The organism is Pseudomonas sp. 300 (assembly GCF_055803035.1).
In genome coordinates this window covers 79523-94951 of sequence record NZ_JAVLRV010000003.1, presented here as the reverse complement: position 1 = coordinate 94951, position 15429 = coordinate 79523, and the positions used below count along the sequence as shown (strand labels likewise).

Genomic DNA, 15429 nt, shown 5'->3' with positions numbered 1-15429 from the left:
CGGAGAAATGACCATGCCCGAATACAAAGCTCCCCTGCGCGACATGCGCTTTCTGATCGACCACGTCTTCGATTTTCACAGCAATTACGCCGCACTGGGTGCTACGGATGCCAGCCCGGACATGGTCAATGCGATCCTCGAAGAGGGTGCGAAATTCTGCGAGAACGTTCTCGCACCGCTCAATCGCAGTGGCGACGAAGAAGGCTGCCATTTCGACAATGGCGTGGTGACAACGCCTACAGGCTTCAAGCAAGCCTTCGCACAATACGTGGAAGGTGGCTGGCATGGCCTGGCGGCTGATCCCGCTTACGGCGGCCAAGGTTTGCCAAGTTCGCTGGGGTTGGTCATCAGCGAGATGGTCGGGTCCAGCAACACCTCTTGGGGCATGTACCCGGGCCTGACCCACGGCGCGATGTCGGCGATCCACGCCCATGGCACCGAAGAACAGAAAGACACCTACCTGAGCAAACTCACCGCTGGTCAATGGACCGGCACCATGTGCCTGACCGAAGCCCATTGCGGCACAGACCTGGGCATCATCAAGACCCGCGCCGTGCCTGCCGCCGATGGCAGTTACGCGATCTCCGGCAGCAAGATTTTCATCTCGGCCGGCGAACACGACATGAGCGACAACATCATTCACCTCGTGCTGGCGAAACTGCCGGATGCGCCTGCGGGCACCAAGGGCATTTCGCTGTTCATCGTTCCAAAATTTCTGCCCGATGCCGACGGTGAAGCGGGCGAGCGCAACGGCGTTTCCTGCGGCTCGATCGAGCACAAAATGGGCATCAAGGCCTCGGCCACCTGCGTGCTCAACTTCGACGAGGCCAAGGGCTTCCTGATTGGCGAACCGAACAAGGGCCTGAACTGCATGTTCACCATGATGAACCATGCGCGTCTCGGCACCGGAATGCAGGGGTTGTGCCTGGGGGAGGCGAGTTTTCAGGGCGCGATCAAGTACGCCAACGACCGCTTGCAAATGCGTTCGCTGACCGGCCCGAAAGCACCGGAAAAAGTCGCCGACCCGATCATCGTTCATCCCGACGTGCGCCGGATGTTGCTGACCATGAAGGCCTTCAACGAAGGCAATCGCGCGCTCACCTATTTCACCGCGCAGTTACTCGATGTCGCCCATCTGAGCCCGGATGAAACCGCGCGGCAGGACGCCGAAGACCTGTTGGCGTTCCTGACGCCGATCTGCAAGGCCTTCATGACCGACACCGGTCTGGAAGTGACCAACCACGGCATGCAGGTGTTCGGCGGACACGGTTTCATTCGTGAGTGGGGCATGGAGCAGTTGGTTCGCGATTGCCGGATCGCACCGATCTATGAAGGCACCAACGGCATTCAGGCACTGGATTTGCTCGGGCGTAAAGTGCTCGGCAGCCAAGGCAAACTGCTGCGCGGCTTTACCAAAATCGTTCACAAGTTCTGCGCGGCGAACGCCGATCATCCGCAACTCGCCAGCTACGTGGCGCAACTCAATGGGCTGAATCAGCAGTGGGGCGAAGTGACCACGCAGGTCGGCATGGCGGCGATGAAAAACCCGGATGAAGTGGGCGCTGCGTCCGTGGATTACTTGATGTATAGCGGTTACATCATCCTCGGCTACTTGTGGCTGCGCATGGCGCTGGTGGCTCAGTCACAACTGGATGCAGGCAGCGGCGATGCCGATTATTGCCGGGGCAAACTGGCGACCAGCGAGTTTTACTTCAAGCGCTTGCTGCCGCGCACTGCCGCCCATCGCGCAGCCATTGAAGCGGGTAGCGATTGCCTGATGAAGCTGCCGGCGGAGTTGTTTGCGCTGTAGTCGTCCCGTTACGTTTAACGGAAGCCCGCCTAGTGCGGGCTTTTTGCTGATGACTAAAAATTACAAAAGGGTCACTAGCTGACCCTATGTGTCGCAAAAGTTGTTGGGTTACACTCGGACCTAACGAAAACACTCTTCCTACGAATCACCTGTAAAGATCTTGCGAGGTTTGCCATGGCTGACTACAAAGCGCCCCTGCGCGATATGCGCTTCGTCCTCAATGAAGTATTCGAGGTCGCCAAACTCTGGGCCGAGTTGCCTGCGCTGGCCGAGACCGTCGATGCGGAAACCGTTGAAGCCATTCTTGAAGAAGCCGGCAAGGTCACCAGCAAAAGCATCGCGCCCCTGAGCCGTGCGGCTGACGAAGAAGGTTGCCATTGGGCGGACGGTGCCGTCACTACGCCGGCAGGTTTCCCACAGGCTTATCAGACTTACGCTGAAGGCGGTTGGGTCGGTGTCGGTGGCGATCCGACCTACGGCGGCATGGGCATGCCCAAGGCGGTTTCGGCTCAGGTCGAAGAAATGGTCAACTCCGCGAGCCTGTCGTTTGGTCTGTACCCGATGCTGACCGCCGGTGCCTGCCTGTCGATCAACGCGCACGCCAGCGAAGAGCTGAAAGCCGCTTACCTGCCGAACATGTACGCCGGCGTCTGGGCCGGCTCGATGTGCCTGACCGAGCCGCACGCCGGTACAGACCTGGGGATCATCCGCACCAAAGCCGAGCCTCAGGCCGACGGTTCCTACAAAGTCAGCGGCACCAAGATCTTCATCACCGGCGGTGAACACGATCTGACCGAGAACATCATTCACCTGGTACTGGCCAAGTTGCCGGATGCACCGGCGGGTCCGAAAGGCATTTCGCTGTTCCTGGTGCCGAAGTTCATGGTCAATGCCGATGGCAGCCTGGGCGCGCGCAACCCGGCGACCTGCGGTTCGATTGAGCACAAGATGGGCATTCAGGCATCTGCGACCTGCGTGATGAACTTCGACGAAGCCGTGGGCTATCTGGTTGGCGAGCCGAACAAAGGCCTGGCGGCGATGTTCACCATGATGAACTACGAACGTCTGGGCGTCGGCATCCAGGGCCTGGCCTCTGGCGAGCGCTCTTACCAGAATGCCATCGAATACGCCCGCGACCGTCTGCAAAGCCGTTCGCCGACTGGCGCGCAGAACAAGGACAAAGCGGCGGACCCGATCATCGTCCACCCCGACGTGCGTCGCATGCTGTTGACCATGAAAGCCTCGAACGAAGGCGGCCGTGCGTTCTCGACGTACGTGGCCATGCAACTGGACACCGCCAAGTTCAGCGAAGACCCGACCACCCGCAAACGCGCGGAAGACCTGGTGGCGCTGCTGACCCCGGTGGCCAAGGCGTTCCTGACGGACCTCGGTCTGGAAACTACCATTCACGGCCAGCAGGTGTTCGGCGGCCACGGTTACATTCGTGAGTGGGGCCAGGAGCAACTGGTTCGTGATGTGCGCATCACCCAGATTTACGAAGGCACCAACGGCATTCAGGCGCTGGACCTTGTCGGGCGCAAGATTGTTGGTAGCGGCGGGGCGTTCTACAACCTGTTCGCCGACGAGATTCGTCACTTCACCGCGACGGCCAGCGCTGACCTGGCTGAGTTCACCAAGCCGCTGAACGATGCCGTGACCACCCTTGACGAACTGACGGCGTGGTTGCTGGATCGGGCGAAAAACAACCCGAACGAAATCGGCGCGGCCTCGGTCGAGTATCTGCAAGCCTTCGGTTATGTGTCCTATGCGTACATGTGGGCACTGATGGCCAAGGCAGCCTTCGGCAAAGAAGCGCAAGACGATTTCTACGCGAGCAAACTGGGCACGGCGCGGTTCTATTTTGCACGCCTGCTGCCGCGTATCCACTCGTTGAGCGCGTCGGTGAAAGCCGGTAGCGAGTCGCTGTTCCTGCTGGATGCGGCGCAGTTCTGACAATGTAACGTCATGTAAGCATTCGCTTACATGACGTGCTGCTCTTCTCCCATAGATGAAGATTGGATCCACAGCTAATCTACTTCTCATGGACGTCGCGCAGGAAGCGCAAAGCAACAACACGGACACGTAGGATTCTGCCAGGACGGCGGAGCGAAATGGATGTCAGGGAAACAGTCTGCAAAGCCCCGCTTCGGCGGGGTTTTCTTTTGCCCGCAGAAAAGTAGTCAGCTCAGCCCATTCAGGGGTGTCGAGCCTTCGTTCGGTCCATTCATCACTTCTTCCAGCAAGGTCCGCAACAGGGCCAGTGATGCTTGTTGCCGTTGCACATCGCGACACACCAACCCGACTTTCAATGGCACCCGTGGCTCGGTCAGCGGTTTCCAGAGCAGTTCGTTGTTGTCCAGCAGCTTCTGCGAGCGCCCGGGCAGGACGGTTGCCAACCGGGTGTGCGGCAGGCTGTCGAGAATCCCCGCCATGTTGTTCAGTTCAGCCTGCACTTGCGGGCGTCGACCCAGGCTGGCCAGTTGCGTCTGCCAGATCTGCCGCACCTGAAACTCTTCACCCAGCAGCAACATCGGCAACTCGGCGGCCTGACTCATGGAGACTTTCTTGAATTCGCGCAGCGGGTGATCCGCCGGGATGACCAGTGTCAGTTCATCTTCATACAGCATCACGCCGTGCAGCCCCGGCTGACGGGGTGGCAGGTAGCTGATGCCGATGTCCAGCGACCCATTGAGCAGCCGCCGTTCGATCTCCAGTCCCGTCAGTTCATAGATCTGCACCACCAAGTGCGGCTGCGCCTTGCGCACGCGCTCAAGCATCTGCGGCACCAGGCTGGTGTGGACGGTTTGCAGCACGCCAATGGCCAGGGTGCGCAGCGCTTGGCCCTTGAAGGTGCCCAATGCTTCACGCGCCCGTTGCAGGCCATCGAGCAAGGGCAGGGCGTGGTTGTACAGCGTGTGAGCGGCCAAGGTCGGCAGCAAGCGTTTGCTACTGCGCTCGAACAGGCTCACATCGAGATCTTTTTCGAGCTGACGAATCTGTTGGGAGAGTGCCGGTTGGGAGATTGAAAGCCGCTCGGCGGCCCTGCCCACATGGCCCTCTTCGTAGACCGCGACGAAATAACGCAGTTGTTTGAAATCCATAAGTTTTGCTTATTGAAAATACTGGGAAATCGAAATGGCTCAAGGCCTTGCATGAGCCTAGTCTAACCGCATTCACAAGGCTTGCAGGGCCATAGAGCGCGATGACTACCGTTTACGCCGAGAGTGTTTACATAGGTAAGGCAAAACACCTCGAACGAGGTTTTTTCGGATGAATTTGTTCAACTTACGGCGCAACGCTCCCAGCCTTGATGACTTGGGCGAGGACACTTTCCTGCCGTCCCGAAGTGACAATCTTTCCAGCGAATGCCTGATGCCCAGTGTCGAGCGGCCGAAACAGATCTTTGTGCGCGGTCAGGGCTCCTGGTTGTGGGACAGCGACGACCGCGCCTATCTGGATTTTTCACAGGGTGGCGGAGCCAATAGCCTCGGACATAGCCCTTCGGTACTGGTCAATGCGATTACGGCGCAGGCTCAATCGCTGATTAACCCCGGCTTCGGCCTGTATAACCGCGGCATGCTCAACCTCGCCGAGCGGCTCTGCGTCAGCACCGGCAGTGACCAGGCGTACCTGCTCAACAGTGGCAGCGAAGCCTGTGAAGCGGCGATCAAACTGGCGCGCAAGTGGGGCCAGCAGCATCGCGGTGGTGCATCGCGAATCGTCGTGGCCAACAACGGTTGCCATGGTCGTAGTCTCGGGACGATTCCGGCGTCGGACAGTTCCAGGCTGACCAACCGCTTCGAGCCGCAACTTCCGGGCTTCAGCCATGTGCCGTTCAATGATCTGGCCGCGCTACACGCCGCCGTAGACGCCCGGACCGTGGCGATCATGCTTGAACCGATCCAGAACGAAGCCGGGGTAATCCCCGCCACCGAACATTACCTCAAGGGTGTCGAACGCCTGTGCCGTGAGCTCGGTATCCTGTTGATCTTCGACGAAGTGCAAACCGGTCTCGGTCGCCTCGGCACCTTACTCGCGGAACAGTCCTACGACGTGCGCGCCGATATCGTCGTCCTCGGCAAAGGCCTTGGCGGTGGCGTGCCCTTGGCGGCGCTGCTGGCGCGAGGCAAGGCTTGTTGTTTCGACGTCGGCGAGCTGACGGGCACCCATCATGGCAATGCGCTGATGACCGCTGCGGGTCTGGCTGTGCTCGATAGCGTGCAGGACAAGAGTTTTCTCGAACATGTCAGGGAAACCGGCCAGCACTTGCGCGAAGGCCTGGCACGTCTGGCTCATCGCTATGGCCACGGCGAACTGCGTGGTCAGGGCTTGCTCTGGGGGCTGACCCTGTCCGACGATTCGGCTGAAGCCGTGGTCAAGGCCGCATTGTACGAAGGCCTGCTACTCGACGCCCCGCAAGCCGATTGCCTGCGTTTCACCCCGGCGCTCAGCGTCAGCAAGGCGAACATCGACGAAATGCTCCTGCGCCTGGCCCGCGCCTTTTCCCGAGTGCGTACCGCACAACTGCAATGCCGCAAAGGGATTGCCGTCTGATCAGAACCGCCCTACACGAATTCCCGAACCGTCTCGCGGTATAACGCATCGCCCCACGTTTGATTCTTTTGACGTGGGGCGTTTTTTTGTCCACAGATTCATTTGGATATCGGTATTCAGTGAGCATTCGCACTGAACCCTGACGAACGGTGTTGGTCGATTAGCAGTAAGGCTCACACGAGCCCACTTCAACTCAGGAGCTGCCCCATGGACTTCATTCGCATCATCATCGCCATTCTATTGCCGCCACTGGGTGTGTTTCTGCAAGTCGGTTTCGCTGGCGCGTTCTGGCTGAATATTCTGCTGACGTTGTGCGGTTACATTCCTGGGATCGTGCATGCGGTCTACATCATCGCCAAACGTTGAGTGTCACGGTGTCAGATAGATCGCTTTCGTCGGCAAGCCAGCTCCTGCAGGGATCTCACAGGTCCTGTAGGCGCTGGCTTGCCGGCGATTGAAGCGACGCGGTTTCAGCTTTCGAGCGCCATCACCCGCCGATAAAACAACCATTCCTGCTCCAGCGCGTGGGCCTGATTGCCGGCCTTGCGGAAGCCGTGACGTTCGTCTGCGTAATAATGTGCTTCAACCAGAATGCCGTTTTTCTGCAGCGCCTCGACCATGTCGCGGGTCTGTTGCGGCACGACCACGGCGTCCAGTTCGCCCTGAAAGAAAATCACTGGCACGCTGATGTTGCTCGCATGCAGCAATGGCGTGCGTGCGGCGTAGCGCTCGACATCCTGTTCAGGATCACCAATCAGCCAATCCAGATAATCGCCTTCAAACTTGTGGGTCGCGCGGCCCAGTGCGACGGGATCGCTGACGCCGTAGAGGCTGGCGCCCGCACGGAAGACCTGCTGAAACGCCAACGCACACAGCGTGGTATAGCCGCCGGCACTGCCACCGCGAATAAATGCCTGGTCACCGTCGATCAATCCGCGTTCGGCGAGATGGGCGACCACCGCGCAGGCATCTTCCACATCCACGTCACCCCAACTCAAATGCAACGCCTGGCGGTAAGCGCGGCCGTAGCCGCTGCTGCCTCGGTAGTTGAGGTCGGCCACGGCGAAGCCGCGTTGTGTCCAGTACTGGATGCGCGGATCGAGCATCGGGTAGCACGCCGATGTCGGGCCGCCGTGGATGAACACCACCAGCGGCGGCTTTGCTTCGCCAGTCATCGCCGGGTAGAAAAAACCGTGAGCCTCGCCTGCACCGCTCGGGTAGCGCAAGGTTTGCGGGACGCTGATTTTCTCGGCGGGTAATGGTGCGACTCCCCCGGCCAAGACCCTGACCTGTCGGGTTTTGCGGTCAATGGCGATCACGGCTGACGAGCTGACCGGCGAAGCGGCGATGCAGTAGATGAATTGATCATCCAGTGCGAGATGTCGGAATCGGCTGTAGTCCCCGGTGAAGTCTTCTGTGGTGTCACCCCCAATGCCCAGTCGGCCGAATCCGTCTTCGGTCCAACTGGCCAGGTAGCTGTTTTCACTCAAGGGCAGCCAAGTACAACCCCCCAACTGCCAGGGCGCGGGCCCATGATCAGCCGCAGCGCCGGGCAGCGGACGCAACGCATTGGACGACTCGACCCACGGCTGCCAGTAGCCGCCACGATCCGTCAGACAATACAGACGACCACTGTCATCGAATCGCGGTTGTTGCAGCGACTCCTGAACACCATCGCCCGCCACACAACGGGCTTGAGCGAAACGGCCATCGCTCTGGCGGTCGGCAACCATCAGGCGAGTCGCGGTCCATGGTTGGTCCGGGCGACTCCACTCGATCCAGGCCAACCGTTGAGCGTCAGGGCTCAACGTCGGTGCGGCATAAAAGTCCGCACCTTCGGCCAACAGATGACGTACGCCGTCCACCAGGTTGATGGCCACCAGACGATGCCGATCCCAATGTTCTTCAACGGCCAACACTTGCCCGTTGGCAAACTGCAGATCGCCGTAGCGGCATTCACCGGATGTCAGCACTTCGGGCGTTTCGCCTGCCAGCGATTGGCGATACAACTGCTGATCCGTCTCGTTGACGAAAACCACCCCGTCATCTGTCAGACAGAACGCTCCGCCGCCATATTCGTACACCCGGCTGCGCACGCTGAAACCCACCGGCGTCAGGCAGTGCGCCTGGCCATCGCGCCAATGCCAGATGCGGCAAGCGGCGTCCTCGGGACGGTACTCGTTCCAGAACAGGCCATGCTGGCCAACCTGTAGTTCGGCAAAGTCGACACCGGCAGCGACCGCTTTGGCGGCGCTGAAGGGGTCAGCTTTTTGCGATGAGGCGGGAGTTTCGTTCATTGCGAAAGGCCAGTTGTTCGATGGTCTGGGTCGCGTGCTCGGCTTCTTCGCGGGCCTTGAGAATCACGCCGTGATGTTCCGACTTGCTGCACACCGGGTCGGCGTTGCTGGCGTCACCCGTGAGCATGAATGCCTGGCAACGGCAGCCGCCGAAGTCCTTCTCTTTTTCGTCGCACGAGCGGCATGGCTCGGGCATCCAGTCGTAACCGCGAAAGCGGTTGAAGCCAAACGAGTCGTACCAGATGTGCTGCATGCTGTGATCGCGCACGTTGGGAAACTGTACAGGCATCTGTCGGGCGCCATGACACGGCAGCGCAGTTCCGTCTGGCGTGACTGTCAGAAAAATACTGCCCCAGCCATTCATGCAGGCTTTCGGGCGTTCTTCGTAGTAGTCCGGCGTGACGAAAATCAGCTTGCACGGATGCCCTTCGGCTTCGAGTTTGGCGCGGTATTCGTTGGTGATGCGTTCGGCGCGGACCAGTTGTTCCTTGGTTGGCAACAGTCCGACCCGATTGAGCTGCGCCCAACCGTAAAACTGGCAGGTGGCGAGTTCGACGAAGTCCGCCTCAAGGGCGATGCACAGCTCGATGATCCGGTCGATCTTGTCGATGTTGTGCCGATGGGTGACGAAGTTCAGCACCATCGGATAGCCATGAGCCTTTACCGCGCGAGCCATTTCCAGCTTCTGCGCGAAAGCCTTTTTCGAGCCGGCCAGCAAGTTGTTCACTTGCTCGTCGCTGGCCTGGAAGCTGATCTGGATATGGTCCAGGCCGGCCTTCTTGAAGTCGCTGATTTTCTGCTCGGTGAGGCCGATGCCGGAGGTGATCAGGTTGGTGTAGAAACCCAACTTGCGCGCTTCGGCAATCAGCTCGGCGAGGTCCTGGCGCACCAGCGGTTCGCCGCCGGAAAAGCCCAGCTGCGCGGCGCCCATTTCCCGCGCTTCGCGGAACACTTTGATCCACTGCTCGGTGCTCAGCTCTTTGCCTTGCTCGGCGAAATCCAGCGGATTGGAGCAGTACGGGCATTGCAACGGGCAGCGGTAGGTCAGTTCCGCCAGCAGCCACAGCGGCAGACCGATTTCCGGTTTGGGCGGTAACGTGTCTGACACGGAATCAGGCAAGTTCGATCCAGTGCTGAGCACGGGCGACCTCCATGAATTGCTCGATGTCGTCACCGAGCTCCGGCACGCCGGGGAACTGCGCGTCCAGTTCGGCGATGATCGCCGCGACATTACGTTCACCGTCGATCAAACCACCGATCAGCGCGGCGCTTTCATTGAGCTTGATCATGCCTTCCGGGTAGAGCAGCACATGGCCTTTCTGCGCCGGTTCGTACTGAAAACGGTAGCCGGGGCGCCAGGTCGGGGTCTTGCTGCGATCGAAACTCATAAGGTGATTCCTTTATGCCAGACCCGTTGCTCGGTCACGCTGTGATACGGCGGGCGTTTCAGTTCGTAGGCCATGCTCATGGCATCGAGCATGCTCCAAAGAATGTCCAGTTTGAATTGGAGAATTTCCAGCATGCGCTCTTGGCCGTCCCGCGTCGTGTAGTGCTGCAACGTGATCGCCAGACCGTGTTCCACGTCGCGGCGCGCCTGGCCCAGGCGCGTGCGGAAATATTCGTAACCGGCCGGGTCGATCCACGGGTAATGCTGCGGCCAGCTGTCTAGGCGCGATTGGTGGATCTGCGGCGCGAACAGCTCGGTCAGTGAGCTGCTGGCGGCTTCCTGCCAATTGGCCCGGCGGGCGAAATTGACGTAGGCGTCCACGGCGAAACGTACGCCGGGCAGCACCAGTTCCTGGGAGCGCAGTTGATCCGGGTCGAGGCCGACGGCTTGGCCCAGACGCAACCAGGCTTCGATACCGCCGTCTTCACCGGGGGCGCCGTCATGGTCGAGCAGGCGTTGAATCCACTCGCGGCGGATCTCGCGGTCCGGGCAATTGGCAAGGATGGCGGCGTCCTTCAGGGGAATGTTCACCTGATAATAGAAGCGGTTTGCGACCCAGCCCTGGATCTGCTCGCGGGTCGCCCGGCCTTCATACATCGCCACGTGGTACGGGTGATGGATGTGGTAGTAGGCGCCCTTGGCGCGCAGGGCCGCTTCGAATTCGGCGGGGGACATTGCGGTGTCAGTCATTTCGGTCTCCGGGTGCAGCCGGTGGATTTTGTGGCGTCTGGATCGGCCTCATCGCCAGCAGGCTGGCTCCCACAGTTGATCGCATTCCCCTGTGGGAGCCAGCCTGCTGGCGATAGACCGTGCAGCGGTCTCGATGCCCTACAACACAATACTCATGCCGTCATACGCCACTTCAACATCACGCCGAACCAGCTCGGCACGCTCAGGTGAATCCTCATCGAGAATCGGGTTGGTGTTGTTGATGTGGATAAGCACCTTGCGCTGCTTGGGCAACTGTTCCAGCACTTCCAGCATACCGCCGGGGCCGTTCTGCGCCAGGTGACCCATCTCCCGGCCGGTGCGGGTGCCGACGCCACGGCGCTGCATTTCGTCGTCGTCCCACATCGTGCCGTCCACCAGCAGGCAGTCGCTGCCGGCCATGATCTCCAGCAGCGGCGCGTCGACCTTGCCCAGGCCCGGCGCGTAGAACAGCTTGCCGCCGGTACTCAGGTCTTCAACGATCAACCCGATGTTGTCGCCCGGATGCGGGTCGAAGCGGTGCGGCGAATACGGCGGCGCAGCGCTGCGCAGCGGCAGAGGGGTGAAACGCAGGCTCGGGCACGCCGGGATGGTGAAGCTTTGGTCGAGCTCGATGCGGTTCCAGTTCAGCCCGCCGTTCCAGTGGGTCAGCATGGTGAACAATGGGAAACCGGTGCTCAGGTCTTCATGGACCATGTCGGTGCACCAGACGTTGTGCGGGCAACCCTCGCGCAGGCTGAGCAGGCCGGTGGTGTGGTCGATCTGGCTGTCCATCAGGATGATCGCGCTGATGCCGGTATCGCGCAGGGCGCGGCCCGGTTGCATCGGGGTGAAACTCTGGAGCTGGGCACGGATGTCCGGCGAGGCGTTGCACAGCACCCAGTTCACGCCGTCATCGGAAATCGCGATGGACGATTGGGTTCGCGCCTTGGCGTTCAGGCTCCCGTCGCGAAAACCCGCGCAGTTCACGCAGTTGCAGTTCCACTGGGGGAAACCGCCGCCAGCGGCGGAACCTAGAATCTGGACAAACATGGGTGCTCCATCATTTCAACGCTGAAAATAAAAACGCCTCGGCAAACCGAGGCGCTGAACGGCAGGACAAACTTAGCGGCTTGCGAAGTACATGGTGACTTCAAAGCCGATACGCAGGTCGGTGTAAGCAGGTTTGGCCCAGGACATGGGAGCGCTCCTTCAGGTGATGGGACGGTTGAGATCTATACATATAGTCCACCTCCAGCCGGAGATGTTCAGATAGTTAGGTGGCTATGTTACTCAAAATTACAGAGCGATTGGCCTGTAATCTCGGAAAAAGCTAATTGCAGCAGCGGTAATGATCATTTTGTCACTTGCCAAGGTGCTTGCGGTTCCGAACTGCTGGCCAGACCGCGCCAGCCGCCTTCGGCGTTCTTCAGTCGATAGGCGGCGGCCAGCAGGGCGGAGCGGTCGGTGGCCAGAATCGATAAGGTCAGCTGCGACAGGTAATCCGACGAGCGGCCGGCCAGCGTGCCTTGCCAGAGCAGTTCGGCAGCCTGGGCCAAGGGTAAGGCGGCTATGTCGAATTGATCGGCCAACGCCTGGCGCTGGGCGATGAACGCCGCCTCGTCGATCCCTTCGACCAATCCGGGCAGGTCGCTCAGGAAGCACTCCATGTGTTCCAGCAACTTCAATGGCGAGGTGCCCGGAGACTGCACGCCAAGCAGGATTCCGGTCTGCCCGTGGATCTGACGCAGTGCGCTGAACACCGCGTAACCCAATTGCAGCTCCACGCGCAGGCGCTGATAGATCGGCGTCTGACAGACAAGCGCCAACAAACGCCAGGCGGCTTCGTCGCAGATGTCCTGGGTAGCTGTCGGACAGAACAGCAACAACGCATGTTCGCGGGAGTCGGTGTCGAGCGTTGTCCACAGTCGCTGCGAGTTGATCGAGACCGGCGTGGACGGTTGGGTGTCGGCAACGCCTGGCACCCGGCTCAGGGCCAAACCCATGGCTGCTTGAGTGTGTGCTGAAAGGCCTGTTGCCAGACCGTCCCAGCGCGCACTTGACCATAGCTGCTGCAGGTCTTCAGAGACACCGCTGCGCTCAAGGAGAAGATTGGGCAGTGCCTTGAGCAGGTGTTTAATCGGGATCAACGCAGGGCTTTTCGGTTCTTCCTGTGAGAAATCGCTGGCAGGTTGTGTCAGCTCTTTCTGTGCATGTGCGAGAACGCTCGGCATCGGTTCCTGCAGCCCCGTCATCTTCAGCAGCCATTCATTGCCCGATGCGCTGAAGGAAAAGTCGACGCCTGCCTGACGCGCTTCCTCGCGCAGTGGCTGCAGGCTGTTTTCCAGACGCTGTTGAAGGTGCCGATGAGGTTCGGCCTCGAGCCGCCAACGCAAATAAATCGCGCCTTCAGCGGTGTTATCCGGCAAAGCCTGGCTGAATTGCATTGGAGAACTTTCACGACGGCTGCGCGAACGGTCCTGGGCAAATGTGCGCAAGCCACGGTGCTTGCTGGTTTGCCCGCGAATCAGCCCGGCGTTTTGCGGCGGCGCTTCGGTGCGCAAGAAAGGATTCGGTGCCGGCAGTTGCCAGTCACCGCTGAAGTTATCCACAGCGCCGATTTTCTTCAGGATGCCCTTGAGCGCTGCAACGCCTTGCTCGGACAAGCCTGTTTCCAGCTGTTCGCTGTCGAGTCGGGCCAGTTGCAGCGCACCGCTGATTTGTTGCTGGCGCTGAAGCACGACCGCGTACTCTTCACGCAGAGCGGCCCAGTCTTGCTGCGAAGCAAAAAAGCCCAGCCAATCCAGCAGCTTCTCGTGCAGCACGCTCGCCGATGCGGTCGTTGTGAATTCAACGTGCAGCACGGCTTGTCCGGCAAATTGGTAGAGCAGCTCAGCGTTCAAGTGCTCAGCCAAGCCGCGTGCGCGCAATTCAGCCAGCAGCCCGCCGGGTTTCGAGGCGTTCAAACAATGGCACAGAAACGCCATGGCTTCGGTCGAAGAAGTGGGCAGCGATTCGAAGGTAAACAGCAGATCAAGCCTGCGTTCGTTCAGCTGTTGATAACTCGCGCCCGAAGATTCCATCAGCGGCACAGGCGCCTGTTGCGGGACGATTGCTCCCACGGGGATCGCCGCGCCGAAACTCAGTGCCATTTGCTTCAGCTCTTCGATACTTTGCGGGCCGGCCAGGCTCAGCGTCATCTGCCCGGTCTGATAAAACCGTTGATGGAAATCTTTCAACGCATTCTGAAACTCTGGCTTCGGCACCGGCAGGCTGTCGCGGTTGCCGGCATGAAAGCCGCGCAACGGGTGAGTTGGCGAAAGTCCATCGAACAGCGCCAGTTGCTGTTGTGCCGTCGCGTCCTGCGACCAGGCAACAAACTCTGCCTGCAACACTTCCCGTTCCCGCTGCTGATCGTCCGGATTCATACGCGGGTGAGCGAGCATGTCCGACAGACGCTCCAGCCCACCGCTGAATGCCTGAGGCGGCAGTTCAAAAAAGAAGTCGGTGGTGCGCTCGCTGGTCCGCGCATTCACCTGCCCGCCATGACCTTGCACGTAGGCCATCAGCCCTTGTTCCGCAGGAAAACGCTCGGTACCGAGAAACAACAGGTGTTCAAGAAAATGCGCCAGGCCGGGCCATGCCAGCGGCACATCATGACTGCCGGCAGCGACCCGCAACGCGGCCGCACAACGCTTCAGATTCGGGGCATGACGCAGCGTCACCCGCAAGCCGTTGGCCAGGATTTCAGTGTGAGGGCGAGGGGGATTCAGCGCAGGCATGAGCACTTCCAGAACAGGGAAGCGCTAATGCTAGCGGATAACGGTCGATCAGCGCTTGTTCAACTCGCCGTAAAGCTCCGGGCGGCGATCGAGGAAGTAGCGATTGGCCGCGCGTGAATCGACCATCAACTGGCGATCCAGCTCACCGACAATCAGTGCCTCATCAAGACCGGCCTGGGCGATGCGGCTGCCATCCGGTGCGGCGATGCTGCTTTGGCCGCAGTAGTGGATCTCGCCTTCGTTGCCGCAGTAATTGGCGTACGCCACATAACACTGGTTTTCGAAGGCGCGGGCGCGCACGGTGACGTCGGCGACGAAGTCGTAAGGAATCATGTTCGCTGTCGGCACCAGAATCAGCTCGGCGCCGGCCAGGGCCAGGCGCCGCGCATTTTCCGGAAACTCGACGTCGTAGCAGATCAGGAAACCGAGTTTCCAGCCGTTGAGCTCCACCAGCGGAAAATCATCCTGCCCGGCGCTGAACATCGAGTGATCGAGGTCGCCGTACAGATGAGTCTTGCGGTAGTTGCACAGGCGCTCGCCATTGGCGTCGATCAGTTGCACGGCGTTGTAGATCTGCCCGTCCTCGGTGCGCTCGGGGTAGCCATACAAAATGGCGATCCCCGTGGTCTTGGCAATGCGCGCTATTTGTTGCGCCGACTCACCGTTGTGCACCTCCGCCAGCACGCTGACGGCATCGACACCGATGTTGTAGCCCGTCAGGAACATCTCCGGCAGCACCAGCAAATCGGCGCCTTTCGCTTCCAGCGCCAGTTGATGCAGGCGTTGCAGATTGCCGGCAACGTCCAGGGGCAGCGGTGGACATTGGTATAAGGCTACGCGCATTTGGAACTC

General features: G+C 60.2%; 13 protein-coding genes. 4 read left to right on the top strand and 9 right to left on the bottom strand.

The features are described from left to right. The first annotated feature begins 13 nt into the window (after positions 1-13). A complete protein-coding gene (locus Q7W83_RS25790; RefSeq protein WP_150639124.1) occupies positions 14-1810 on the top strand; it encodes an acyl-CoA dehydrogenase C-terminal domain-containing protein in 1797 nt (598 codons plus the stop codon). Positions 1811-1984: 174 nt separating this feature from the next. Next, on the top strand, positions 1985-3763 hold the full coding sequence (locus Q7W83_RS25785; RefSeq protein WP_150633696.1) for an acyl-CoA dehydrogenase C-terminal domain-containing protein: 1779 nt from the start codon (positions 1985-1987) through the stop codon (positions 3761-3763). 227 nt (positions 3764-3990) lie between these two features. On the opposite strand, the gene Q7W83_RS25780 is transcribed toward Q7W83_RS25785, so the two are convergent. Beyond that, positions 3991-4911 (bottom strand): LysR family transcriptional regulator, encoded by a 921-nt coding sequence (locus tag Q7W83_RS25780; protein WP_150633695.1) that lies wholly within the window; start codon positions 4909-4911, stop codon positions 3991-3993. Between the two features lie 169 nt (positions 4912-5080). On the opposite strand from Q7W83_RS25780, the gene Q7W83_RS25775 reads away from it, so the two are divergent. Together Q7W83_RS25775 and Q7W83_RS25770 are read left to right on the top strand one after the other, a co-directional pair. Further along, positions 5081-6364, top strand: coding sequence for an aspartate aminotransferase family protein (locus tag Q7W83_RS25775; protein WP_473657802.1), 1284 nt, complete (start codon positions 5081-5083; stop codon positions 6362-6364). Positions 6365-6571: 207 nt separating this feature from the next. Next, positions 6572-6730, top strand: a complete 159-nt coding sequence (locus Q7W83_RS25770; RefSeq protein ID WP_007904205.1) for a YqaE/Pmp3 family membrane protein — start codon at positions 6572-6574, stop codon at positions 6728-6730. A gap of 104 nt (positions 6731-6834) precedes the next feature. On the opposite strand, the gene Q7W83_RS25765 is transcribed toward Q7W83_RS25770, so the two are convergent. The 8 genes from Q7W83_RS25765 to Q7W83_RS25730 form a co-directional block, all read right to left on the bottom strand. After that, complete coding sequence (locus Q7W83_RS25765) at positions 6835-8661, bottom strand: S9 family peptidase (RefSeq protein ID WP_473657798.1); 1827 nt, start codon at positions 8659-8661, stop codon at positions 6835-6837. After that, positions 8627-9769: a pyrroloquinoline quinone biosynthesis protein PqqE gene (gene pqqE, locus Q7W83_RS25760; protein WP_191623747.1), complete on the bottom strand. Its 1143-nt coding sequence runs from the start codon at positions 9767-9769 to the stop codon at positions 8627-8629. Before pqqE ends, Q7W83_RS25765 begins: the two co-directional genes overlap by 35 nt. 4 nt (positions 9770-9773) lie before the next feature. Next, positions 9774-10049, bottom strand: a complete 276-nt coding sequence (gene pqqD, locus Q7W83_RS25755; RefSeq protein ID WP_150633691.1) for a pyrroloquinoline quinone biosynthesis peptide chaperone PqqD — start codon at positions 10047-10049, stop codon at positions 9774-9776. After that, positions 10046-10798 carry a pyrroloquinoline-quinone synthase PqqC gene (gene pqqC, locus Q7W83_RS25750; RefSeq protein WP_150633690.1) on the bottom strand — a complete coding sequence of 251 codons (753 nt, stop codon included), beginning with the start codon at positions 10796-10798 and terminating at the stop codon, positions 10046-10048. Before pqqC ends, pqqD begins: the two co-directional genes overlap by 4 nt. A 138-nt stretch (positions 10799-10936) precedes the next feature. After that, positions 10937-11848 (bottom strand): pyrroloquinoline quinone biosynthesis protein PqqB, encoded by a 912-nt coding sequence (pqqB, locus tag Q7W83_RS25745; RefSeq protein WP_150639131.1) that lies wholly within the window; start codon positions 11846-11848, stop codon positions 10937-10939. Between the two features lie 72 nt (positions 11849-11920). Continuing rightward, positions 11921-11995 (bottom strand): pyrroloquinoline quinone precursor peptide PqqA, encoded by a 75-nt coding sequence (pqqA, locus tag Q7W83_RS25740; protein WP_473658389.1) that lies wholly within the window; start codon positions 11993-11995, stop codon positions 11921-11923. A 155-nt stretch (positions 11996-12150) separates the two neighbouring features. Beyond that, entirely contained in the window at positions 12151-14577 is a 2427-nt protein-coding gene (gene pqqF, locus Q7W83_RS25735) for a pyrroloquinoline quinone biosynthesis protein PqqF (protein WP_473657794.1), read from the bottom strand. A gap of 48 nt (positions 14578-14625) precedes the next feature. Beyond that, positions 14626-15420 carry a carbon-nitrogen hydrolase family protein gene (locus Q7W83_RS25730; protein WP_473657792.1) on the bottom strand — a complete coding sequence of 265 codons (795 nt, stop codon included), beginning with the start codon at positions 15418-15420 and terminating at the stop codon, positions 14626-14628. Positions 15421-15429 lie beyond the last annotated feature (9 nt).

Coding starts and splice junctions, on each gene's coding strand:
- Q7W83_RS25790 (WP_150639124.1), top strand. CDS start 14: ATGCCCGAATACAAAGCTCCCCTGCGCGACATGCGCTTTCTGATCGAC.
- Q7W83_RS25785 (WP_150633696.1), top strand. CDS start 1,985: ATGGCTGACTACAAAGCGCCCCTGCGCGATATGCGCTTCGTCCTCAAT.
- Q7W83_RS25780 (WP_150633695.1), bottom strand. CDS start 4,911: ATGGATTTCAAACAACTGCGTTATTTCGTCGCGGTCTACGAAGAGGGC.
- Q7W83_RS25775 (WP_473657802.1), top strand. CDS start 5,081: ATGAATTTGTTCAACTTACGGCGCAACGCTCCCAGCCTTGATGACTTG.
- Q7W83_RS25770 (WP_007904205.1), top strand. CDS start 6,572: ATGGACTTCATTCGCATCATCATCGCCATTCTATTGCCGCCACTGGGT.
- Q7W83_RS25765 (WP_473657798.1), bottom strand. CDS start 8,661: ATGAACGAAACTCCCGCCTCATCGCAAAAAGCTGACCCCTTCAGCGCC.
- pqqD (WP_150633691.1), bottom strand. CDS start 10,049: ATGAGTTTCGATCGCAGCAAGACCCCGACCTGGCGCCCCGGCTACCGT.
- pqqC (WP_150633690.1), bottom strand. CDS start 10,798: ATGACTGACACCGCAATGTCCCCCGCCGAATTCGAAGCGGCCCTGCGC.
- pqqB (WP_150639131.1), bottom strand. CDS start 11,848: ATGTTTGTCCAGATTCTAGGTTCCGCCGCTGGCGGCGGTTTCCCCCAG.
- pqqF (WP_473657794.1), bottom strand. CDS start 14,577: ATGCCTGCGCTGAATCCCCCTCGCCCTCACACTGAAATCCTGGCCAAC.
- Q7W83_RS25730 (WP_473657792.1), bottom strand. CDS start 15,420: ATGCGCGTAGCCTTATACCAATGTCCACCGCTGCCCCTGGACGTTGCC.